The organism is Lentzea roselyniae, assembly GCF_039537795.1.
Lineage (GTDB): Bacteria > Actinomycetota > Actinomycetes > Mycobacteriales > Pseudonocardiaceae > Lentzea > Lentzea atacamensis.
In genome coordinates this window covers 172,279-193,405 of the sequence record NZ_BAABBE010000015.1, presented here as the reverse complement: position 1 = coordinate 193,405, position 21,127 = coordinate 172,279, and the positions used below count along the sequence as shown (strand labels likewise).

General features: G+C 69.2%; 22 protein-coding genes. 8 read left to right on the top strand and 14 right to left on the bottom strand.

Features of this window, described 5'->3' with window-relative positions; all coding sequences use genetic code 11:
- Nucleotides 1–3: 3 nt before the first annotated feature.
- Nucleotides 4–468 carry a GbsR/MarR family transcriptional regulator gene (locus tag ABFX45_RS26880; protein WP_109637900.1) on the bottom strand — a complete coding sequence of 155 codons (465 nt, stop codon included), beginning with the start codon at nt 466–468 and terminating at the stop codon, nt 4–6.
- Between the two features lie 134 nt (nt 469–602).
- On the opposite strand from ABFX45_RS26880, the gene ABFX45_RS26875 reads away from it, so the two are divergent.
- Nucleotides 603–1,064 (top strand): hypothetical protein, encoded by a 462-nt coding sequence (locus ABFX45_RS26875; RefSeq protein ID WP_109637899.1) that lies wholly within the window; start codon nt 603–605, stop codon nt 1,062–1,064.
- A gap of 12 nt (nt 1,065–1,076) precedes the next feature.
- Here ABFX45_RS26875 and ABFX45_RS26870 read toward each other — a convergent pair whose 3' ends face one another.
- The 5 genes from ABFX45_RS26870 to ABFX45_RS26850 all read right to left on the bottom strand — a co-directional run bounded on the left by ABFX45_RS26870 (nt 1,077) and on the right by ABFX45_RS26850 (nt 6,089).
- Nucleotides 1,077–1,838: a DUF5919 domain-containing protein gene (locus ABFX45_RS26870; protein WP_346132712.1), complete on the bottom strand. Its 762-nt coding sequence runs from the start codon at nt 1,836–1,838 to the stop codon at nt 1,077–1,079.
- 70 nt (nt 1,839–1,908) lie between these two features.
- On the bottom strand, nt 1,909–2,526 hold the full coding sequence (locus tag ABFX45_RS26865) for a GTP-binding protein (protein WP_211337405.1): 618 nt from the start codon (nt 2,524–2,526) through the stop codon (nt 1,909–1,911).
- Nucleotides 2,507–2,977 (bottom strand): DUF742 domain-containing protein, encoded by a 471-nt coding sequence (locus ABFX45_RS26860; RefSeq protein ID WP_233439629.1) that lies wholly within the window; start codon nt 2,975–2,977, stop codon nt 2,507–2,509. The genes ABFX45_RS26865 and ABFX45_RS26860 overlap by 20 nt, the downstream gene beginning before the upstream one ends.
- A gap of 77 nt (nt 2,978–3,054) precedes the next feature.
- Nucleotides 3,055–3,474 (bottom strand): roadblock/LC7 domain-containing protein, encoded by a 420-nt coding sequence (locus tag ABFX45_RS26855; RefSeq protein WP_109637897.1) that lies wholly within the window; start codon nt 3,472–3,474, stop codon nt 3,055–3,057.
- Nucleotides 3,471–6,089 carry a sensor histidine kinase gene (locus ABFX45_RS26850; RefSeq protein ID WP_346132709.1) on the bottom strand — a complete coding sequence of 873 codons (2,619 nt, stop codon included), beginning with the start codon at nt 6,087–6,089 and terminating at the stop codon, nt 3,471–3,473. Before ABFX45_RS26850 ends, ABFX45_RS26855 begins: the two co-directional genes overlap by 4 nt.
- 333 nt (nt 6,090–6,422) lie before the next feature.
- Here ABFX45_RS26850 and ABFX45_RS26845 point away from each other — a divergent pair, with 333 nt between their 5' ends.
- On the top strand, nt 6,423–6,833 hold the full coding sequence (locus tag ABFX45_RS26845) for a DUF485 domain-containing protein (RefSeq protein WP_109637895.1): 411 nt from the start codon (nt 6,423–6,425) through the stop codon (nt 6,831–6,833).
- The gene (locus ABFX45_RS26840; RefSeq protein WP_346132706.1) at nt 6,830–8,407 is read left to right on the top strand and encodes a solute symporter family protein; all 1,578 of its coding nucleotides are present in this window, start codon (nt 6,830–6,832) and stop codon (nt 8,405–8,407) included. Before ABFX45_RS26845 ends, ABFX45_RS26840 begins: the two co-directional genes overlap by 4 nt.
- On the opposite strand, the gene ABFX45_RS26835 is transcribed toward ABFX45_RS26840, so the two are convergent.
- Genes ABFX45_RS26835 through ABFX45_RS26825 form a run of 3 tightly spaced genes read right to left on the bottom strand, consistent with a single transcriptional unit; the run spans nt 8,404 to nt 10,349 of the window.
- Nucleotides 8,404–9,195 carry an alpha/beta fold hydrolase gene (locus ABFX45_RS26835; protein WP_109637893.1) on the bottom strand — a complete coding sequence of 264 codons (792 nt, stop codon included), beginning with the start codon at nt 9,193–9,195 and terminating at the stop codon, nt 8,404–8,406. The genes ABFX45_RS26840 and ABFX45_RS26835 overlap by 4 nt on opposite strands.
- 21 nt (nt 9,196–9,216) lie before the next feature.
- A complete protein-coding gene (locus ABFX45_RS26830) occupies nt 9,217–10,062 on the bottom strand; it encodes an ATP-grasp domain-containing protein (RefSeq protein ID WP_346132704.1) in 846 nt (281 codons plus the stop codon).
- Entirely contained in the window at nt 10,059–10,349 is a 291-nt protein-coding gene (locus tag ABFX45_RS26825) for a hypothetical protein (protein WP_233439628.1), read from the bottom strand. Before ABFX45_RS26825 ends, ABFX45_RS26830 begins: the two co-directional genes overlap by 4 nt.
- 36 nt (nt 10,350–10,385) lie before the next feature.
- Here ABFX45_RS26825 and ABFX45_RS26820 point away from each other — a divergent pair, with 36 nt between their 5' ends.
- Nucleotides 10,386–11,972, top strand: a complete 1,587-nt coding sequence (locus ABFX45_RS26820) for a DUF885 domain-containing protein (RefSeq protein ID WP_346132702.1) — start codon at nt 10,386–10,388, stop codon at nt 11,970–11,972.
- Here ABFX45_RS26820 and ABFX45_RS26815 read toward each other — a convergent pair.
- Nucleotides 11,919–13,103 (bottom strand): MFS transporter, encoded by a 1,185-nt coding sequence (locus ABFX45_RS26815; protein WP_346132700.1) that lies wholly within the window; start codon nt 13,101–13,103, stop codon nt 11,919–11,921. The genes ABFX45_RS26820 and ABFX45_RS26815 overlap by 54 nt on opposite strands.
- 92 nt (nt 13,104–13,195) lie before the next feature.
- On the opposite strand from ABFX45_RS26815, the gene ABFX45_RS26810 reads away from it, so the two are divergent.
- A complete protein-coding gene (locus ABFX45_RS26810; RefSeq protein WP_346132698.1) occupies nt 13,196–14,140 on the top strand; it encodes a quinone oxidoreductase family protein in 945 nt (314 codons plus the stop codon).
- Nucleotides 14,141–14,185: 45 nt separating this feature from the next.
- On the opposite strand, the gene ABFX45_RS26805 is transcribed toward ABFX45_RS26810, so the two are convergent.
- Nucleotides 14,186–14,713, bottom strand: a complete 528-nt coding sequence (locus tag ABFX45_RS26805; RefSeq protein WP_109637888.1) for an FKBP-type peptidyl-prolyl cis-trans isomerase — start codon at nt 14,711–14,713, stop codon at nt 14,186–14,188.
- A gap of 461 nt (nt 14,714–15,174) precedes the next feature.
- Here ABFX45_RS26805 and ABFX45_RS26800 point away from each other — a divergent pair, with 461 nt between their 5' ends.
- From ABFX45_RS26800 to ABFX45_RS26790, 3 genes are read left to right on the top strand one after another with little or no spacing between them, the layout of a single operon-like run.
- A complete protein-coding gene (locus ABFX45_RS26800) occupies nt 15,175–16,113 on the top strand; it encodes a hypothetical protein (RefSeq protein ID WP_428834195.1) in 939 nt (312 codons plus the stop codon).
- A gap of 6 nt (nt 16,114–16,119) precedes the next feature.
- Entirely contained in the window at nt 16,120–16,767 is a 648-nt protein-coding gene (locus tag ABFX45_RS26795; RefSeq protein WP_109637886.1) for a hypothetical protein, read from the top strand.
- Nucleotides 16,768–16,827: 60 nt separating this feature from the next.
- Nucleotides 16,828–17,478, top strand: a complete 651-nt coding sequence (locus ABFX45_RS26790) for an HD domain-containing protein (RefSeq protein WP_428834194.1) — start codon at nt 16,828–16,830, stop codon at nt 17,476–17,478.
- 7 nt (nt 17,479–17,485) lie between these two features.
- Here the strand turns inward: ABFX45_RS26790 and ABFX45_RS26785 are convergent, their stop codons facing one another.
- The 3 genes from ABFX45_RS26785 to ABFX45_RS26775 form a co-directional block, all read right to left on the bottom strand.
- Nucleotides 17,486–18,703, bottom strand: a complete 1,218-nt coding sequence (locus tag ABFX45_RS26785; protein ID WP_109637885.1) for an RNA polymerase sigma factor — start codon at nt 18,701–18,703, stop codon at nt 17,486–17,488.
- On the bottom strand, nt 18,700–19,032 hold the full coding sequence (locus ABFX45_RS26780; RefSeq protein ID WP_346132753.1) for a YciI family protein: 333 nt from the start codon (nt 19,030–19,032) through the stop codon (nt 18,700–18,702). Before ABFX45_RS26780 ends, ABFX45_RS26785 begins: the two co-directional genes overlap by 4 nt.
- 87 nt (nt 19,033–19,119) lie before the next feature.
- Nucleotides 19,120–21,117 (bottom strand): hypothetical protein, encoded by a 1,998-nt coding sequence (locus ABFX45_RS26775; RefSeq protein ID WP_346132692.1) that lies wholly within the window; start codon nt 21,115–21,117, stop codon nt 19,120–19,122.
- Nucleotides 21,118–21,127 lie beyond the last annotated feature (10 nt).

The window sequence follows — 21,127 nt, the reverse complement described above, 5'->3', positions numbered from 1 at the left end:
AAGCTACTTGGGAGAAGCGGGCTTGCGCTCCCACAAAGCCGGAAGTTCCTCTGACAGCCAACCGTAGAGATGGTCGACGGTCCGCAGCCGCATCGCGCGCTCCGGATCACCGCTGAGCAACCGCATGCCGTCGTCGGTCAGCGTCTGGACGCTGGCGATCGCCTTCAGCTTGCGCTGCACGAACTCCGACCAGGCCTTCTCGTTGATCCGGTACTCGGCAGCCTGCCTGCCGCGCCGGGTCCGCTTGGTCACCAGGCCGACGTTGACGAGGTACTTCAGGTTCGTGCTGATGGATCCGCTGCTGGCCTCCAGCTCCTGCGAGAGCTCGGCGGCGGTGCGCTCGACGGGCTGGCACACCAGCAGGTAGCCCAGGATGCGGCCGCCGATCAGCGGAATGCCCTCCTCGGCGAAGTGGGCCGCGAACCGCTCGATCCAGGCGGACAGCCGGGTTTCCCTGCCCACGCTCATGACGGAGCCTTTCTTTCGGTCAACACTGAAGTCATCGTAGCGATCTTGTCAATGTTTGCGCAACCTGAAGGTTGCAGGTGATGGGTCGACGTGCAACCATCGGTTGCACATTCCTGCCGACGAGGGACGGACCGATGGACACGACCGCACTCCGCAGCGCCTACTCGAAGTTCTTCGAAGAGGCAGAGGAACCCGGCCTCGGTGAAGCAGCCGACGGCGGGTGGAACGCCGACCAGGTGCTGGCCCACGTCCTCAGCGTCGACGCCGCGACCGCCGCCGTCGCGCTGGGCGTCGTGTCCGGTGCACGGCCCGTCTTCGACAACCGGATCTGCCTCGACAGCTGGAACCTCGACCGGATCATCGCCGAGCACGACGGCAGGAGCCGGCTGATCGCTCGCGTCCGCGGCCAGGCGGCGCTTCTCTGCGACATCGCCGACCAGCTCACCGAAGAGGCTGCCGCGGTTGTCGTGCCGGCGTTCCTGATGTCCGGCGACGAGCTCCTGCTGGACCAGCCGGTCTCACTCGCCGGCCTCGTCAACGGGCTCGCCGGGAACCACGTGCCCGTGCACACCCGGCAGCTCGCCTGCCTGCGCTGACGGCAGGTCTGCTCAACCGTCCGACGGGCTGACGGAGGACCGCTCCGCCACCGCGCTGGACGGCCAGTCGGCGCCGGACTCCCACAGCCGCTCGGCCTCGTCGCCGAAACGCTGGTACCAGGGAGCGTCGTTCTTCGAGAACACCATGATCGGAGCCGCTTCGCCCTCCGGGTGGAACTCGTAGTGCTGCACGCACACGACACCGTTCGACCTGTGCGCGTCCAGGCAGTTGAAGCCCGCGGACGGGATGCTGGACAGCACCCGGATCTCCAGCCGGCCGCCGTGCCGCTCCCGCAGCGCGGTGAGGTCGTCCAAGGTCGCCCGGATCCTGGTGCGCAGGTGCTCGACGCCCTGGGAGTGCGGCCGGTGCCGGTCCGCGACCACCATCAGGGACTCGTCGCCGGGATCGAGCACCAGCACACGCACCCGTCCGCCGGTCTTCAGGATCGCGGGCAGGTCGGTGCGCATGCCCTGCACGGTCCTGGTCATGGTGAGCCCGACCAGCAGGATGTCGGAGGCCCTCGCCCTGCGGTCGATCAGGTCAGCCGGGAACTCGGCGCGCAACGCGACGGCGCCGGTCCTGGTCCGGGTGATCTGCTGGGTCAGCTTCCTCGACTTGATCTGCGAGATCGCCAGGATCGCCAGCAGGGCCAGCACGGCCGACGCCAGCTTCTCCAGGCCGACGAGCCCCGTGATGCCCAGGACCGTGAAGACGAAGCCGGCCACCACGAGCAGGTAGAGGTCGAGGTTGTCGTCGGTGACGAAGGCCCGCACCGCTCGCCTGACACGACCTTGTTCGCCGCTCAACCAATCCTCCGCGAGAGCGCTTGGAGCTGCTCCAAGCTCAGCAGACCGGCGCGAGCGGCGTGGTCTCGTCAGGGCCGGGCCGGCGCCGCCACCGGTCCAGCTTGGCGTGCTCGGTCAGCGTGATCAGCGTTTCCCGCACCGACAGGCGCACCCGCGGATCGCAGTTCACGACGGGAACCTCGGGAGCGATGCCCATCCCGCGGATGATCGCCTTCACGTCCGACCGCACCGACGCGTGCACGTTGTTCAGCGCCAGCACGTACGGGATCTTGTGGTCCTCGAAGTACCGCATGGCGTCGACGGAGTCCGCCGGGCGCATCACGTCGAACAGCACCACGGCACCGACGGCGCCGCGCACCACGTCGTTCCAGCCCGCCCGCGGGTCCTGCCACTGCGGGGCCACGAAGAGGTGCAGCGCGAGGCCCGGATCGAGCCACACGCGGCCGAACTGTATGCGCACCAGCTCGGTGACCAGACCCGCGCGCTCCGGTGGGAGCGCGGTCATGGTCAGCAGATCGTTTTCCACGATCGACCTGATGAAGGTGCTCTTGCCGACGCCGAAGCCACCCGCGACGACGATCTTGGCCGAAGTCAGCTCCCGTCCAGGCGGCCCAGGGGGCCCGAAGTCGGGAAATCTAGAGCCGACGTAGTCCACTCAGCACTCTCTCCATCAACCCGAGGTCCGGCGTGACACCGCCTGCGGAAGCGGTCTGGTGCACGTCCACCAGACCTCGTTCCGCCATGTCGCCGAGCAGCACCTTGACGACTCCCAGCGGGAGGCGCATCAGTGCGGCCACCTCCGCGACGGATCGCGGTGAGCGGCACAACTCGACGACGTGTTGGTGCTCAGCCTGCAAGATACCTGCAGACTGCCGACTCTGATCATTGGCGGAGACAAGTGTCTCGATCTCGAGGTTGATGTTCGACCGTGTGCGCCCTCCGGTCCAGGCATATGCACGCACGATCGAGGCGTCGGAAAGCTCCGGGACCGGGGTCTCGAAGACAGGTGTTTCTTGTTGCTCTGCAACGGGAGTCGCTTCCCGCGCGGGCACCGGGGACTCAGAGCGCGTTCGCTTGCGACCCGAGTCCAGGGAGAACCCGTTCATCAGGTCGGCGAACGTCTGCTCGGCGGGGGACTCCCGCCGCCTGCGTCGACGATGCGCGTCAGCGGCCGAACTCATCATCACCTCACGCTGTGCAGCTGCGCTCGCAGTTCGGGAGTGAGGATCTGGCCCACCTGGTCGACGACCACGGTCATCTCGTAGGCCACTTGGCCGACGTCGCTGTCGGGCGCGGCGAGAACCACCAAACAAGACCCGTCTCGAATGGACATGAGGAGCATGATCCCGTAGTCCATCTCGATCACGGTGCGCAACACTCCGCCGCCCTCAAAACAACGCGAGGCGCTCATCGTCAGTGATGCGACGCCCGCGGCGATCGCGGCCAGCTGCTCCGCGCGGTCCGGCGGCAGACCGGTCGACTTGGTGAGCAGCAGGCCGTCCACCGAGATCACGATCGCGTGTGCGACCCCCGGTACGCGATCGGTGAAGTTCGTGATCAGCCAGCCGAACTGGTCCACCTGGCGTGACTGAGGCGTGCTCATGCCTTTTCCCCGTTCCCCTGGCCTTTTCCGTTCCCGTTGCTGCCCAGCGGCATCTGGCGGATACCCGTCTGGTAGCTGGCGAGAAAGCCTCGTGCCCGCTCCGGATCGCGCTTGGCCGGCGCCGCCGGCGGGCGGGCACCGTTCTCGGGACGTTCCGCGAGGTCGGGGAGCAGATTCTTACGTGGCGCCCGTTTCGGCAACCCGGCATCTGTCTCACCGGCGTCCGTCGCGGGGTCGCCCGGCTGTTCCCAGACCGTTCCCGCGGACTTCTTGCCGAACCAGGAAGCCGCTACGGAGGGTGACGGCCCAGGTCGGGAAGCTGGCAACGAACGATCACCGTTGACCGGTTCGTCCGAGACGCCGCTTCCGGCGAACCAGGAAGAAGTCGTCTCAACAGGGGTGGGTCGCGTCTCGTTTGGCGACCCGCTCGAAGTTCCGTTCGGCGTGTGGCGGGCCTGCCGCTGGGGCAGCGCCTCGTCGATCGCGGCGCCGCGGAACGACGTCCACTCGGCCGACTCGCGCGGCTGTTCGATGGCGGGAGCGACCGCGGCCGGCGGCGGAGCCAGGTTCGGGGTCTTCACGACCACGTGCGGCTGCTTCGCCGGCACCTGCTTCGGCTGCGGCAGCGCGGCGTGCCGCGGCTGGGCGGGCGCGGCGGGCGCCTCGTGCGAACGGACGAGCTCCGCGGGCACGAGGACGAACGCGCGCAGGCCTTCCCTGCCCTCACCGGACGCGCGCAGGCGGACGGTGATGCCGTGGCGCGCCGCGAGACGACCGACCACGAACAGACCCATCTGGCGCGACACCGGCACATCGTCTTCTGCACCGGAGGAAAGCCGTTCGTTCGCCTCGGTCAGCTCGGCCGGGCCCATGCCGATGCCCTGGTCGGCGACCTCGACGAGCACGGCGCCCTGCTGGTCGATCCGCGAGCCGATCATGACCTGGGTGGTGGGCGCGGAGAACGCGGTGGCGTTGTCCAGCAGCTCGGCGACGAGGCGCACGAGGTCGCTGGCCGCGTAGCCGACGATCTCCACCGTCGGCGTCGACTTCACCACGACTCGCTGGTAGTGCTCGATCTCCGACGCGGCGGCGCGCAGCACGTCCGCCAGCGGGACCGGCTGGTGGAACCGGCGCGCGACGTCGGTGCCGGACAGCACCATCAGGTTCTCGTTGTTGCGGCGCATGCGCGTCGCGAGGTGGTCGAGCTTGAAGAGGTTGGCGAGCTGCTCCGGGTTCTCCTCGTGGCGCTCCAGCTCCTCCATGAGCTTGAGCTGGCGTTCGACAAGACCCTGCGAGCGGCGCGACAGGTTGACGAAGATGTTCTTCATGCCCGACCGCAGCGACGACTGCTCGACGGCGGACCGGATCGCCTGCTCGTGCACGGCGTCGAACGCGCGCGCCAGCTGGCCGAACTCCTCGGTGGTGTGCACGGGCACCGGTTCGATCTCGGTGTCCGGCTTGCGGTCGGCGCGGATCGCGGCGACGACCTCCGGCAGGTGGTGGTGCGCCACGTCGAGCGCGGAGTGCCGCAGCTCGGACAGCGAGCGCAGCAGGTAGCGGCCGATGACGAAGCCGAGCGCGCCGGCGATGATCAGCATCGCGAGCAGGATGACCGCGGCGGCGCCCGCCTTGTTGGACGTGTCGTCCTGCAGCGCCTCTGCCGTGCTCGCGAGCTCGTCCTGCAGTGTGCGGGTGACCTTCTCCATCAGGCGCGTGGTCGTGCCGGACGCGTTGTTCCACTCGTCCACCGCGATGCCGAACGACGGCGGCGGCTTCGGCTGACCGGGCCGCGTCGTGGGCGCCGGCACGCCGTCGGGCTGGGTGAGCGCGCGTTCGACCAGCGCCGTGCGGTTCGCGACGACGGCACCGGTGACGGTCTGCTCGTACTCGCGGCGCTGCTGGGCGGTGGCGATGGCCTGGAAGTCGTTGAGGCGGTCCTGCAACCGGATGTCGGACTGCTCCAGCGTGCGGATCTCGGCGCCGAGGAGCTTGGTCCGCCCGATTCCGGCCAGGACGATCGCGTGCTGCTGGGAGACCTGCTCCTGTGCGATGACCATGTTGTGCAGCGCCATCGCCGTGCCGGAGATGGCCTGGTCGCTGAACTGGCTGATGAGCGCCTGCTCGAAGTCCAGGAGCGACTTCACGACGGCGCTGTAGCCGGCGGTGCCGCCGGTCGGGTCGCCGCCGTCGCCGCCCTGGACGACCTTCTCGCGCACGCTCTTCAACGTGTCGAGCTGGCCGCCCATCTCCGTGAAGCGGTTGCGGGCGACGTCGCTCAGCCCTTCGGCGCGCTCGACGCGGCGGCGCACGGTCGCGGCGGCGTTGTCGGTGGCGCTGATCTGGTTCTGGTAGGCGCCGACGCCGGAGCCGCTGGTCGCGCTCTGGGCGGCGAGCGTGCGTTCCTGCTGGACGCTGGAGATCAATGGCGCGAGATCTGCCCGTAGCCGAACCAGGCCCTGCATCTGCACGTAGTTGTTGGACCGGTCGACGTAGCCTGAGATCTGCAGCGCGCCCGCGCCGATCGCCACGGCGACCGGCACCAGCAGCACGACACCGAGCTTGACGGGCAGGCGCCAGTTGCGCCAGTCGCTGATCTTTCTCCACTCGACATTCACGAAATGATCCCCAAGGCGCGCTCGAAGTGCCCCACTATCGGCTACCTCCTGGCCTGGTGAATCCCCGCGAGTCGAGACACCCGCAGCTCGATATCCAGATCAGCCGTATCGGGTGTGAGCGGATAGTAGGCCAGAGAGCGTTACGCGACAACGACCTCGGGCGTGTACGACTGATCACCCACCGTGACAGCCCACCTCACGGGGTGGTCCTGCGGAGTCGGGGGATTGACTCACCGCCACGCGTGGTTACGCTTGCGCCCTCCACCCCCGGTCCGGCCGCAGCCGCCTCGATGGCGCGCGCCGGGTACTCCCCGTAACGAATGCGAGCGGTTGATGACGAAGGCGCTGCCCTCCGTGTCACGCCCGGCCTCCCCCGGATTCGCGACCTTTGACGACCGTCATCACTCATTGCTCATAGATGGTGACGGTGAGCCTGATTTCGGTGCCATCCAAACGAGTGAGGATTTTCTCGCGCTGAAGCGCCGGGTGAGGCGATTCATTCTTCCCGCGACGGTGCTGTTCCTCGCTTGGTACGTAACGTTCGTATTGCTTTCCGCTTACGCCGCGGACTTCATGAGCACGCCGCTCTTCGGAACGGTGAACGTCGGCCTGACGATGGGATTCCTCCAGTTCGTCACGACCATCATCATCACGATGGCGTACGCCCGGTACTCCAAGAAGAGGCTCGACCCGCAGGTAGAAAAGGTGCGCGCGCTCGCGGAGACGGATGAGGAGCTCGTGTGACCGGGACGAACACCGCGATCAACCTGTCCGTTTTCGGCATCTTCGTCCTGCTGACGCTGTACATCGTCTATCGCGCGTCGACGCGGAACGTCAGCGCCTCGGACTACTACGCCGCGGGCAGCAGCTTCACCGGCACGCAGAACGGCATCGCACTCTCGGGTGACTTCCTCTCCGCCGCGTCGTTCCTGGGCATCTCCGGTGCCATCGCGGTGAACGGCTACGACGGCTTCCTCTACTCGATCGGCTGGGTCGTGGCCTGGCTGATCGGCCTGATGCTCATCGCGGAACGGCTGCGCAACACCGGCCGCTACACGATGGGCGACGTCATGGCGTTCCGCATGCGCCAGCGCCCGGTCCGCGCCGCCGCGGCCAACGCGACGCTGGTCATCTCGCTCTTCTACATGATCGCGCAGATGGCGGGTGCCGGCGGTCTGATGGCGCTGCTGCTGGACGTGCACAGCTCCGTGGGCCAGGCCATCATCATCGCCGTCGTCGGCATCGTCATGGTGCTGTACGTGCTGGTCGGCGGCATGAAGGGCACCACGTGGGTGCAGATCATCAAGGCCGTGCTGCTCATCCTCACCGTCACGCTGCTGACGATCTTCCTGATCGGCAAGTTCGGCTTCGACATGTCCGCGATGCTCGACCGCGCGACGCAGAAGTCGCCGCTGGGCGAGGCGGTGCTCTCGCCGGGTGTGAAGTACGGCGCGAGCGACCTGTCCAAGATCGACTTCCTGTCGCTGGCACTGGCCCTGGTGCTGGGCACCGCGTCGCTCCCCCATGTGCTGATGCGCTTCTACACCGTGCCGAACGCGCGTGAGGCACGTAAGTCGGTCGTGTGGGCCACGTGGATGATGGCCGTCTTCTACTCGTGCACGCTGGTCATCGGCTTCGGCGCCATGGCGCTGGTCGGCACCGACAAGATCACCGGCGCTCCCGGCGGCGAGAACTCCGCCGCGCCGCTGCTCGCGTTCCAGGTCGGCGGCACGGTGCTGCTCGGCATCGTCTGCGCGGTGGCGTTCGCCACGATCCTCGCCGTCGTCGCCGGTCTGACGCTGACGGCGTCCGCCTCCTTCGCGCACGACGTCTACGCGAACGTCATCAAGCACGGTGAGGCGGACCCGCGCGACGAGGTCCGGGTCGCCCGCATCACCGCGGTGTGCGTCGGCGTGCTCGCGATTGTCGGCGGTATCGCGGCCAACGGGCAGAACGTTGCCTTCCTGGTCGCTCTCGCCTTCGCATTGGCCGCGTCCGCGAACCTGCCGACGCTGCTCTACTCCCTGTTCTGGAAGCGTTTCAACACGCGCGGCACTTTGTGGAGCATCTACGGCGGTCTTACGTCGTGCGTGCTGCTCATCGCGTTCTCGCCCGCCATCTCCGGGTCGAAGTCGTCGGTGTTCCCGGACGCCGACTTCGCGTTCTTCCCGCTGTCCAACCCCGGCATCGTGTCGATCCCGCTGTCGTTCCTCGCCGGGTTCCTGGGCACGATCCTCAGCAAGGAACCCGCGGACCCCGCCAAGCAGTCGGAGATGGAGGTCCGCGGGCTCACCGGCATCGGCTCAGGCCTGCGCTAGCGCTGTGACCGCGCTAGCAGTTCCGCGACCGCTTTGTTGAACACCTCGGGGCGTTCCAGGTTCGGCATGTGGGCGGCACCGTCGACCACGACCAGTGCCGAACCCGGGACGCGCTCGTGCATGTACTCCGCGTCCGGCACCGGCGTGAACTCGTCGTCACTGCCGACCACCACGAGGGTCGGCACGGTGATCGTGGCGAGCAACTCGGTGTAGTCGGGCCGTTCCGCGCGGCCTCGCAGCGCCGCCGCGGCACCTTCCGCCGGAGCGTTGTGCATCATCCGGGACACGTGTTCGGAGACTGGGCCGGCGTTGTGCCGCGCCACCATCTTCCACAGCACCTCGTCCGCGTAGCCGGACATGCCCTCGCGCAGCAGGCGGTCGGCCATGTCGTTGCGGTTGCGGCGGCCCTGCGGGGTCTCTCCCTGGGCGAACGTGTCGGCCAGGATCAGCCCTCTCGTGCGCTCGCCGTACAGCCGCTGGAACTCCAGGACGATCTGGCCGCCCATCGACAGGCCGCCGAGCACGAACCTCTCGACGCCGAGGTGATCGAGCAGCCCGGCGACGTCCCCGGCGAACGCCGACAGCGGCGTGACGCCGGGAACGACGGTGGACTCGCCGTAGCCGCGCAGGTCCGCGGCGATCACGCGCCAGCCGGCCGCGCTGAAGTGCTCGGTCTGCGGCCGCCACATCGAGCGGTCGAACGGGTGGCCGTGCACCAGGACGAGCACGTCGTCGCCGGAGCCTTCGTCGTCGTAGCCGATGGTGATGCCGTTGACGACAGCTTTCATGATTCCCCCCGGAACTGTTCTTTATCGGGACATCGTCTGCCTGACCGCCGCGCTGAACCGGCCGGCGGCTTCCTCGCCGGTGAGCGTGAAGCCGAGCGAGGGCTCGGTGAGTTCCAGCTCCAGCAGCAGCGGTTCGCCGTTCTCCCCCTCGACCACGTCCACACGGGCGTAGAGGAAGTCCTGACGCCGCAACGAGAGCAGCTCGGCGGCAACGTCAAGGACCTGGTTCGCGAGCTCGGTCTGCCGCGCGGTCGGTTCGATGCCGCGCAGCCGCTCCTCCACGTACAGGCCGGACTCCGACTCGGCCAGGCCACGCCCGAGCATCGGTCCTTTGTGGAACGAGTGGGAGTACTCACCGGCGAAGAACACCAGCGCGGTCTCGCCGTGCGCGTCCACACTGGCCTGATAGGGCTGCACCAGCGCTTTGACGCCAAGGGCTTCGAAGTGCGCGTGGGCTGCGGCATGGCCGGTGAACCGCCCGGCACCGCGCGAACCCGCGCCGACGGCGGGCTTCACCACGAACTCGCCGTCCGGGAAGTGCGGCTCCTCCCCCGGCTCCACGACGGTGGTGGGCACGACGGCGACACCACGCTCCGCGAGGTCGACCAGGTAGGACTTGTCGGTGTTCCAGCGGACCACCGGAAGCGGGTTCGCCAGCACGGGCACGCTTTCGCACCACGCCAGGAACTCGCCGAGGCGCTCGGGGTAGTCCCAGGTGGTGCGCAGCACCACGAGGTCGGCGTCGACGGCGTCGCCCCAGGGCTGCCACTCGACGTCGACACCGTCCCGCCGCAGGACCTCGACCAGGTTGTCCTCGTCGCCGTCGCCCTTGGGCAGCGCGGCGCAGGAGGCGAACACGACCCTCACGACTGCATCTTGGCCATCTTGCGGCGGTGCTCGAAGCCGATCTTCGTGGCGGCGGTGGTCTCGCGGTCCCATTCGGCCTGCTCGACGTTGTCGACGGCGTCGACGGCCTTGGTGGCGGACTCGACGTCCTTGGCCATCACGTCGCCCATGGCGCCGTCCGCGCCGACCAGCACGATGCGCGCGCCGGCCCGGCCGATCGGCTCCACGACGGCCCTGACCGCCGTGCCCGGCTTGCCGTGGGCCTTCACGAACTCCGCGATGCGCTTCTGAGTGGTTTGATCAGACACCCCCACACTGTAAAACCAGCTAGTAGGTTCGGTCGGGTGACCACCGACACGCTGACGTCCTTCCTCACGTGGTACTTCGATCATCATCCCGCCCACGCCGCGCAGGTCGGCTCGCTTCCGCACCACTCGACGTTCGGCGACTTCTCCGCTTCCGCGTTCGAGCAGCGGGCGAGGGAGAAGGGTGCGTGGCTCGCGCGGCTGGAGCCGTTGCCGAAGTCGGTGGACCGCGATCTCGCGCTGTCGGTGCTGCGCGGCGCGCTGGCCGTGGAGGCGTGGCCGTCGTGGCGGCGTGATCCGCACGAGTACTCGGGGATGGTCTTCTTCGGACTGCTCTCGCCGTTCCTGCACCGGCTGCTGCCGGAGGCCGAGCTCGTCGCCTGCGCGGTCGCGAAGCTGCGCGAGGTGCCCTCGGTCTTCGCCGCAGCCGAGGCGAACCTCGACGCGTCGCTGGCGTCGCCGCTGGTCGTGCGACGGGCGATGGAGCAGGTGAGGACCGGGCGTTCGTTCCTGCTGGACGCGCTGCCGCTGGAGGTGTCCTCACCGGCGCTGCGCGCCCAGCTGGTGGAGGCCGCCGTGCCCGCCGCGGAGGCGTTCGACCGGTACGCGGCGTTCCTGCAGGACCTCGCCGTGCGGGCGAGCGGCGACTGGAGGATGGGCGAGAAGCTCTACTCGGCCGTGTTGCAGGACAAGGAGTTGCTCGGCTACGGCGCGCCGGAGCTGCACCAGCGCGGCCAGGACGCCTACGCCTCGCTGGAGGCGGAGCTGATCGAGCTGGCCGGCTCCCCCGACTGGCGCTCGGTGATGAGCTCGCTGCAGGACGACCACCCGCCGACGCTGGAGGCGATGCGCGCCGAGTACGAGGCGGAGACCCGGCGGGCACGTGCGGCGCTGGTCGAGCACTCGCTGGTGACGCTGCCCGACGGCGAGGAGTGCAGCGTGGTGCCGTCGCTGCCGTTCCAGCGGCCGATCATGTCGGTCGCGAGCTACCTCGGCCCGCCGCCGCTGACGTCCCTGCGCACGGGCTACTTCTTCGTGCCGTTCACGCCGGACAACGCCACGGACGAGCAGATCACGCACCGGCTGCGCACCAACGCGCGTTCGCAGCTGCCGACGATCTCGGTGCACGAGGCCTACCCCGGCCACCACTGGCACTCGGCCTGGGTGGCGGCGCAGGGTTCCGCGCACCCGCTGCGGAAGGTGTTCCGGACGTCGTACTTCTCCGAGGGCTGGGCGCTGTACGCGGAGAAGCTGCTGCGGTCGGTCGGCTACTACACGACCCGCGGCGCTTTGATGGGGCACGTCGAGGCGCGGTTGTTCCGCGCGGCGCGGATGATCGTCGACACGGCGCTGCACTGCGGTGACATGACGCCCGACGAAGCCGAGTCGTTCATGGTGTCGCGCACGGCGCTGACACCGGGCACGGCGGTCGGCGAGGTGAAGCGGTACTGCGCGTGGCCGACGCAGGCACCGTCCTATCTGACCGGCGCGTTGGAGATCGACCTGATCCGCGACGAGTACCTGGCCGCGGGGCTGGGATCGTTGCGCGACTTCCACGACCGGATCGCGGGGTCAGGCGCTCTGCCGCTCGGGCTCGCGCGCCGCGTGGCGCTGGGCGAGGAGTGACGGCAGCGGGATCAGGGCCGCGACGACGTAGGCGAACGCCGCGATCGTCGCGGTAGTGGTGTCGCCGATCTTCGCGGCGACCAGCGGCGCGGTGACGGCGCCGAGCGGGATCGCCAGGTAGGAGCCGAACTCGTCGTAGGCGGTGACGCGGGACAGCATGTGGTTGGGAACGTTGCGCTGCAACGACGTCTCCCAGGCGATCACCCACGTGCCCATGCCCATGCCTTCGACGAACGCGATGACGACGAGCGTCGGGGTGTTCGCCTGAAGTCCCAGCGCGAGCAGCGGGGCGGCCGCGACGAGAGTGACGAGCGTGGCGATCCACAGCGGCACGGTGCGCGTCCGGTACAGGATCAGGGTGATGAGGGCGAGGCCCGCGCCCGACGCGCTGAGCACCACGCCCCACTCGAACTCGCCGATGGTCCGCTTCGCGATCGCCAGGCCGAGCACCGTCCACACGCCGGTGTAGATGGCGTTGGTGAGGCAGAAGGAGAGCACCATCGTCCACACCCACGTGGTGGTGCGGAACGTGTCCCAGCCCTCCTTGAGGTCCTGGGTGAGGCTGCTCTTGGCCGGTTTGCCGGGCAGCCTCAGCTTCGCGTACAGCACGGCCGCGGTCAGGAAGGTGCCGGCGTCGAACGCCAGCGCCCAGCCCGCGCCGATGGTGGCCGCGGCGAGGCCCGCCGCCGCGGGGCCGATCAGACCCGTGCCGTAGCGGGCGGCGCTGAGCAGCGAGTTCGCCTTCTGAAGGCGGCCGGGTTCGACCAGTTCCGGGAGCACGCCGCGCGCCGCAGGTGAGGTGAAGGCGCCGAACGCGCCCTGCGTCGCCTGGAGCGCCACGACGAGACCGAGGTGGTAGTTGCCGGTCAGAAGTGCTGTGGCAGCCACGGCCTGCGCCACACCGGACCCGACGTGGCTGACGGTGAGGACGGCCGACCGGCTGAACCTGTCCGCTGTGGAGCCACCGATCAGAACCAGTCCCAGATGGGGAACGAGCCGCGCGGTCAGCACCAGGCCGGAGTCGAGCACCGTGCCGTGGTCGAGGACCGCGAACGGCAGCGCGACCACCGCCATGGCGCTGCCGAGAAGTGAGATGACCCGCGCCGAGCAGAACAAGCCGAACGCCCCCATGCTGAACGACCGTAGTGGTTCCCACCTGGCGGGAACGGGAACATCGGGGCCGTGACCCGGGTTGAGCGGGTTGAGTCGATCAAGGAGGACAGATGCCCAAGGCAGTGGTGGTGCGTTCGGCGGGTGGCCCGGAGGTGCTCGAGTACTCGGACGTGCCGGCGCCGGTGCCCGGTGACGGCGAGCTGCTGGTGCGGGTCGGCGCGGCCGGGGTCAACTACATCGACACCTACCAGCGCAGCGGCCAGTACTCGGTGCCGTTGCCCACCGCTTTGGGGCTCGAGGGCGCGGGCGAGGTCGTCGCGTCGAACTCCGCTGACTTCGCCGTCGGTGACCGGGTGGCGTGGATGTCCGTACTGGGCAGCTACGCGTCCGAGGTCGTGGTGCCGGCTTCGGCCGCCGTCCGGGTTCCCGACGGGCTGGACGTCGAGCTGGCCGCAGCCGCTCTGCTGCAGGGCATCACCGCGCACTACCTGACGCACTCGACGCATGTCGTGAAGGAGGGCGACCGGGTGCTCGTGCACGCGGCGGCCGGTGGCGTCGGGCTGCTGCTGACGCAGTGGGCGAAGGCTCGTGGTGCGTTCGTGGTCGCCACCGTGTCGACCGACGAGAAGGAGGCGCTGGCCAGGGAGGCCGGGGCCGACCAGGTGCTGCGGTACGGGGACTTCGCGTCGCAGATCGAGAAGGTCGACGTGGTGTACGACGGGGTCGGGCGCGACACGTTCGACCAGTCGCTGGCCTCGTTGAAGCCGCGCGGGTTGCTGGCGTTGTTCGGGGCGTCGTCCGGGCCGGTGCCGCCGGTGGATCCGCAGCGGTTGAACGCGGCGGGGTCGGTGTACCTGACGCGGCCGTCGACCGGGGCGTACCTGCTGGACCGCGCCGAGTTCGAGTGGCGGGCCGCCGACCTGTTCGGGGCGATCGTGGACGGAACGCTCAACATCCGGATCGGTGGCCGGTACGAGCTGGAGGAGGCGGCGCAGGCGCACACCGACCTGCAGTCGCGCCGAACCACCGGAAAGTTGCTGCTGCTGCTGCCGTGATCCGGCGCGGCCCCCGACCGGGTTGCCCGGCCGGGGGCCGGCACGTCATGCCGCCGGGGTGACCTTCACGCCGTCGATCACGAAGACGAGGGTCTCGTTGGGCTTGATGCCCTGACCGCCCTTGCCGTAGCCCTTGGCCGGCGGGACGATCAGCAGCCGCCGCCCCTTCTCCTTGAGCCCGATGATGCCTTCGTTCCAGCCGTCGATGACGGGCGCCTGGCCCACGTTCTCGACGTCGAACGGCTGCCCGCGGTCGAACGAGCTGTCCAGCACCTTCTTGTCGGAGAAGGTCGTGAGCTGGTAGTTGACCGAGGCCGTCGTGCCCGCCTTCACCTCGGCGCCGGTGCCCTGCACCAGGTCCTTGATGATGAGCTCGTCGGTGGGCTTGCAGGCGGGGATCTCGACCTTGGGCGCCGCGCCGAAGTCGCCGGTGACCTTGAAGTCGTCGGCCTTGCACGGGGTGGACGGCGCGGCGGACGAAGTGCCGGACGAGGGCTGGGCGGAGCTGCCGCAGCCCGCGAGGCCGGTGGCCGCTGCGAGCGCCAGGGACGCGATGAGCAGGACGTTGCGCATGGTCGGTGAGAGTATTCGGGGGCGTGTGAGCGGGGTGTAGCAGGTCGGTCGCGGGGCTGCGGGCCTGCGACGGCGGTCGGGCCGAGGCTCCGCCCACTGGAGCAATGAGGGTGGCGGACGAGCGGGCTAGAACACGCGGCGTGGGTGCGTTCGGGCGTGTGGGTCACCCTCATCCGACTCGCCCAAGGCGGGCCGCGACGGGGCGTCACCGAAGTGCACGAGTACGGGCCGGCGACTGGGCTCAAGGGCGGTTATTCCGGTTGTAAATGTCGCACGAATAGCAGCTTCCTTATCTTTTGACCGACGCGTACAGTGACTCCGCGCACTTGATCGGACACTGAGCGCATTCGTCCGTTCGGGTAGCGGCCGATGAGGTGATCCCGGGAGGTGGACACGTGTCCGCGGAGGCCGGAGGCATCCGCAGCAACCTGATCCAGGAGTTGTTTTGGACTCGGACCGGGTTGCTCCTCCTCATACTCGTCGTGACGTCGGGTGCGTCGCTGGCCATTTCCAGTCAAATGGATTCCGGGGCGGCGAGAAACCTGCTGACCGCGGTGGGGACGGGCACGCTCATATCGGCTGTCGTGAGCTTCACGCAGACGTTGGTCACGTCCAAAGCGGCGCAGAAGGCCTTGCTCGCGCCGGTGGTCGAGGAGAGTCGCAAGGCGCTCAGGGAGCTCACTCAGGAGTATCGGGCGCTGGACCGGGAGTTCTTCCCCAGTCACGTGTTCGAGCCGACGGCGCGACCCGATCCGGTGTTCAACCAGCTCATGATGCAGGACCTGGAGCGGACGCGGCTGTACTGCTTCCGCGGGTTCGCCGGGCGGTACGCGGCGGGCCGGGTGTTGCTCTCCCAGACGGAATGCGAGCTCAGGGCCGTGCTGGCGGACCCGCGCGACGACAACGCCATCAGCGGGCGGGCGCGGTACCTGCTGCGCAACGAAGGAGCCGACGGCGACTACGACGAGATTCAGGCGAAGCTCAAGGAACAGATCGGCATCGGGCTCGTCGGGCTGTACGCGGCGCGCAGCCGGTGCAGCAGAATCGACGTCACGATCGTTTCGGATCCGCCGCTCGATCGGCTCGAGTTGTTCGACGACTCCGCCTGGCTGACGCTGTACAGCAACACCGCCGGAGTGCTGAGGCCATATCCCAGGACACTCAGGTTCACCGAGAGCTCGTTCCTGTACGCGATGGAACGCGCCGAGTTCCTGCGCATCAGCAATTCCAAGGCCGGATACCACTTCGTCATCACGCCGGGCACCACGAGAACGGACTTCCTGGCGTTGTTCGAGAAGATCACCGGCGACACACTCACAGACGACGGATACCGCGAACTCGAAGAGAAGTTCCACGCATTCCGCCGCGAATTCTCCACATCCGCTCAGTTGAGGAGCTGATCGATCTTGCTAGCCGAGTTCACCGGGTTGTCCGCGCTCGAGGAGCTCGCCGCTCGCGTGCAACGCGCCGAATTCCCCGTGGTGGACCACTGGACCGAAGTCGGCGTGTGGTTCCGCGAGTGGGCGAGCCGGCCGAACCTGCGCAAGGAGCTCCGTTCGTACATCGACGGGCTCACACCGCAGCAGGCGACCTGGGTGATTGCGCATTCCCGCGAGACGACGACGCACTTCGCGTGGTGCCTCCGCGACGAGACGGACGAACCGTTCACGTTCTGGCTGCACGAGTACAAGCCGCTGTCGGACTGGCGGACCGGGTACGCGGACTCCGTCCACAACCACCGGTACCACTTCTGCACCACCATCCTGAGCGGCGCGTACCTGCACGAACGTTTTGACGCGCGACTCGGCGTCGGCGGCCGCACGGTCATCGGCACGGAGCTCACGAACCGCACCCAGTGCACCGAAGGCACCACTGGCACGTTGCTCGCGCACGAGTTCCACCGCATCCCACGCGCGGCCGACGGCACCATGACGTTCCTGGTCAAGTCGCGGGCCGTCACGCCGTGGAGCCTCAGCTACGACCCGGACACCGGGACCAGCCACCGGCACGTACCGGTCGAGGACCGACTGGAGGATCTGACGAACCAGCTCTGAAGCCCTACGGAGGCACCCGTAACACGCCTACCATCAGCCCACCCGGTGGGAGGGCTGATGATGCGTACGCGCACAACGATTCCAAGGTCTGTCATCGCGGACGTGGAGCAGCGCGTGAGGCGGCTGTGCGAGGATCTGGCCGCGAAGCTGCAGTTCCACGGCTGGCACCACGTGAGCTTCGTCCGCGACAAGGCCGTGCACTTCGCCGAGCGCAACGGCGCCGCGAAGGACGTCGTCGAGGTCGCCGCACTCGTGCACGACCTCAACTACATGGTCCGCCGCAACTCGCTGCCGACGGACGGCGAGGCGCTGCGCAGGAAAACGCTGTTCGTCGCGGGTGTCTGCGTCGGCGACATCGAGTGGATCGAGCGCGTCGTCCTCGAAGCCGAGATGCGCACCCGCCACCGCGACATCTCGCTGGAGGCCCAGGCGCTCTCGGACGCGGACACGCTGTTCAAGGCCCTGCCGGTGACGCCGGTGGTCCTCGCGCACAAGTACCTGCAGGAGAACGGCATCACGCTGCGGGAGCTCGCGTACAAGATCGTGGGCGAGCAGATGTCCAAGGCCGACGACGGCTACTACTTCTACGACGCGGAGGCCGCCGCGACCTACTCGAAGTGGGCCGAGACGAACCTCCTGCTGTGGCAGCACATCGTGGAGTCCCTCGACGACCCGTGCGTCGAGGAACTGCTCACCAAAGTGGCTTCCTGAGCACGCGTCACCGCGCCAGCTGGTCACGGCGGCGCACGAGGTACGCGACCTCGGCGGCGTTGCCGGTCAGCTCGACGGCCCTGTCGTACGCCGCCCTGGCCTCGGAGCTGCGGCCCAACCGGCGCAGGAGGTCGGCCCGCGCGGCGTGGTAGGCGTGGTAGTCCTCCAGCGGCAGACCGGCGAGCTCGGCCAGCGCGACCTCGGGACCGTCCAGCTCTGCGAGGGCGATCGCCCGGTTGAGCCGCACGATCGGCGACGGGTCGAGCCGGACCAGCCGGTCGTAGAGCGCGACCACCTGGGACCAGTCGGTGTCGCGGACGTCGAGGGCGTCGGTGTGGACCGCGTTGATCGCGGCGAGCACCTGGTAGCGCCCCGGCGCTCGCCCGGCGGCGAGACACCCGCGGACCAGCGCGTGGCCCTCGTCGACCAACGAGCGGTCCCAGGCACCGCGGTCCTGCTCGGCGAGGGAGACGAGCTCCCCGTTCGCCGACACCCGCGCGGGCCGGCGGGCCTGCGTCAGCAGCATCAGCGCCAGCAGACCGGCGACCTCACCGTCGGAGGGCAGCAGCGCGCGGACCAGCCTGGTCAGCCGGATCGCCTCGGTGGTCAGGTCGTCGCGCACCGCGTCCTCGCCGGGCTCCGAGACCAGGTAACCCTCGTTGAAGATCAGGAACAGCACGGTGAGCACCCCGGCGAGCCGCACGGGGAGGTCCTCGTGCGACGGCACGCGGTACGGGATCCCCGCGGCCTTGATCTTCGCCTTCGCGCGGGTGATCCGCTGTGCCATGGCGGCCTCGGAGACCAGGAACGCGCGGGCGATCTCGGGCACGGTCAGCCCGCCGACCATCCGCAGCGTGAGCGCGATCCGCGTCTCCACGGCGAGAGCGGGGTGGCAGCAGGTGAAGAGCAGGCGGAGCCGGTCGTCCTCGACGGCACCGGCCGGCTCCGGCGGGCCGGACAGCATCAGGGCCTCCTTGTGCTTGTCCTCGCGCCTGGCCTCGCGCCGGAGCCGGTCGATCGCCTTGCGGTGGGCGGTGGTCGTGAGCCACGCGCCGGGGTTCGGCGGGACGCCGTCGACCGGCCAGCGTTCGACGGCGGTCGCGAACGCCTCCGCGGCCATCTCCTCGGCGATGTCGAGGTCGCCGCAGCGCCTCGCCAGAGTCGCGACCACCCGCGCCCACTCGTCGCGGTGGACCCCGGCGATCACCTCGGCGACGCCGGTCATGCGGACAGGACCGGCCGGACCTCGACCCTGCGGTTGCAGTGCAGGGAGGCCTGGGAGGCGAGCTTCAGCGCCACGTCGAGGTCGGCGGCCTCGATGATCCAGAAGCCGATGATGAACTCCTTCGACTCCAGGTAGGGGCCGTCGGTGAAGACCGGCTCGGAGTCCCTGCCGTCGACGACGGTGGACGTGTCGGGGCCGGCGAGACCACCAGCGAAGACCCAGTGGCCGTCGGCCTGGATCTGCTTGTTGAAGGCCCGGATCGCCGTCATCTCCTCGTCGGTGGCGAGCTCGGACGAGTCGTGCAGGACGTTGAAGAGGTACTGCGCCATCGGGATCATCTCCAGCTGGTCGGGTGGGTGTCTCACCCCTGCTACGAACGCGGCGGCCCCGATCCGACACGTCCCGCCGAAATTCTTCTACCCGAGACGCAGTCGCAGGTCCGCACCGCCGTGCAGGGTGTAGGCGAGCCCCATCACGTTGCCGCGGCTGATCATCTCCCAGCGCGTCAGCCGCAGCGCGGCGCCCGCGCTGAACCCCGCCGCGAGCCGCGCCAGCACCATGCCGGTCACCCACCCGGCCATGTCGTGCGGCACGGCGGCTTCCGGGCTGATCACGCCGGACGCGCCGCCCTCCGCGAACGCCCGCACCAGGCCTGCCATCGGCGACGTCCCCACCACCAGCGGCTTGCGCGACGGCCAGTGCGGGCGCGGCCATACGCCTTCGCGGTCCCAGCGTTCGATCTCCTCCGCGTCGAGGAACCCTTCGCGGAAGTGCAGGTGCACGACGTCCATCGACTCGTCGGCCAACGCCAGGCCCAGGTCCGACGGGCTGACATAGGCCGATGACACGGCCTCGGGCGCAACCATCGACATCAGCTCGGTCACGTGCCGCTCGGTCAGCGACCGGTCCATGCCGGCGTCGACCGCCATCGACACCTCGAACGGCCGCGGCCGCGCCGAGATGCCCGCGACCAGCGGCCCGGGCGGCTGCTCCAGCACGCTCGACAGGCCCCAGAAACCGAAGGGGCACAACACGTTCCCGCTGTGATCTGACACCGGGCAGTGCGCGGGCACCTCTCCCCCGGCCCCGAACGGCCCGAACTGCCCCACGGACGCGCACAGCCGATACGGGCCATCGGTGAACGGCAGGTCGTAGATCAACGGCCACGGCACCGGGCCCGGGACCACCTCGGCGATCATCAGCCCGGCCGGACGGCCGCCCGCCCGTGCCAGCCGCCGGATCCGATCCGCCAGCGCGCTGGAGCCGAACAGCCGCGAGTACATCGCCGACCCCTGCCGGGCGAGCACGGCGAGATCGGCGCAGAACGACGGGAAGTCCTTGCCGTACCAGGGATCCAGCCCCGACAGCGCGGGCAGCGAACGAGGCAGGTCGCCGAGGTCCAGGCTGGTCCACGACGGCAGGCCGCCGGACGCCACCAGCGCCCGCTCGCCGAGCACCAGCACGGACGCCACCCGCGACGACAGCGGCTCGAGATCCGCGAACGTCCGCGACAGCCGGAACCTCAGCCGCGCACGGGACTCGCCCGCCCCGACCGGCAGCACGACCTGCTGCACGTGCACCGGCACCACACCGGAGTAGATGATCAGCTCACCGGTCCACGGCACCGACGCGTAAGGCGTGGTGACCGGAAAGCTCACCCACGGACCGGGCCCCTCCGCGGGCAGCACGAACGACTCGGACAACACCTCGCGCCCGTTCATGCCGAGCACGGCCCGCAGCTCCAGATCGCCGGGCAACGGCGCCGCGTGCTCCCCGATGTGCACCCACACCTCGTAGTCCGCGCCGGGCCGCAACGCCCCGGCGATGCCCTCGGTGGCACCGGGCAGAGCGACCATCACGGTGACCGGGCGGTCATCGGGCGGGGGCGGCTGCGGCAGAGCGGTGAAGCGGACCTGACGGCGGCGCTCCAGTTCGCGGAACTGCCACAGGGCGTCCTCGACGCTGCCCTCACCGGTACCGAGCGGCTCGGCGATCACGACGTGCGGCGCGCTCCACCCGATCAGCACCGAAGCGGGGTCCACACCGGGCACCGACGTGTGCACCGCGGTGAACAGCACGACGGGCCGCCCCAGGCCGCGCAACGCCCGCACGACCGGAGCCGTGTCCCACGAGCGCGTGTCGTGCAGTGCCACCACGTCGCCGGGGACGTCCGTGATCGGCGGCAGCGACTCCGCAGACGGGAAGTGCCGGAGATCGACCACGGCGAGCCGCAGCACCCGTACCCGCGTGGTGACCACGGTGGACGCCGTGCGCCCGACGGCGAGACCCCGGCTGACCTGCGCCCACCCGCCGGGATCTGTCACGACCAGCAGCGACTTCGCGGCGACGAACGCGGCGACGAACTCCAGCGGCGTGCCTTCGCCGCCGGAGACGGTGAACTCAACGGGCGCCACAGCCGTACGC

Excerpts from the sequence above, each read along its gene's own strand:
- ABFX45_RS26855 (WP_109637897.1), bottom strand. The coding sequence starts at position 3,474 with ATGAGCACGCCTCAGTCACGCCAGGTGGACCAGTTCGGCTGGCTGATC.
- ABFX45_RS26805 (WP_109637888.1), bottom strand. The coding sequence starts at position 14,713 with ATGCGCAACGTCCTGCTCATCGCGTCCCTGGCGCTCGCAGCGGCCACC.
- ABFX45_RS26835 (WP_109637893.1), bottom strand. The coding sequence starts at position 9,195 with ATGAAAGCTGTCGTCAACGGCATCACCATCGGCTACGACGACGAAGGC.
- ABFX45_RS26845 (WP_109637895.1), top strand. The coding sequence starts at position 6,423 with ATGACGAAGGCGCTGCCCTCCGTGTCACGCCCGGCCTCCCCCGGATTC.
- ABFX45_RS26880 (WP_109637900.1), bottom strand. The coding sequence starts at position 468 with ATGAGCGTGGGCAGGGAAACCCGGCTGTCCGCCTGGATCGAGCGGTTC.
- ABFX45_RS26815 (WP_346132700.1), bottom strand. The coding sequence starts at position 13,103 with ATGGGGGCGTTCGGCTTGTTCTGCTCGGCGCGGGTCATCTCACTTCTC.
- ABFX45_RS26860 (WP_233439629.1), bottom strand. The coding sequence starts at position 2,977 with ATGAACGGGTTCTCCCTGGACTCGGGTCGCAAGCGAACGCGCTCTGAG.
- ABFX45_RS26780 (WP_346132753.1), bottom strand. The coding sequence starts at position 19,032 with ATGGCGCAGTACCTCTTCAACGTCCTGCACGACTCGTCCGAGCTCGCC.
- ABFX45_RS26785 (WP_109637885.1), bottom strand. The coding sequence starts at position 18,703 with ATGACCGGCGTCGCCGAGGTGATCGCCGGGGTCCACCGCGACGAGTGG.
- ABFX45_RS26810 (WP_346132698.1), top strand. The coding sequence starts at position 13,196 with ATGCCCAAGGCAGTGGTGGTGCGTTCGGCGGGTGGCCCGGAGGTGCTC.
- ABFX45_RS26875 (WP_109637899.1), top strand. The coding sequence starts at position 603 with ATGGACACGACCGCACTCCGCAGCGCCTACTCGAAGTTCTTCGAAGAG.
- ABFX45_RS26790 (WP_428834194.1), top strand. The coding sequence starts at position 16,828 with ATGCGTACGCGCACAACGATTCCAAGGTCTGTCATCGCGGACGTGGAG.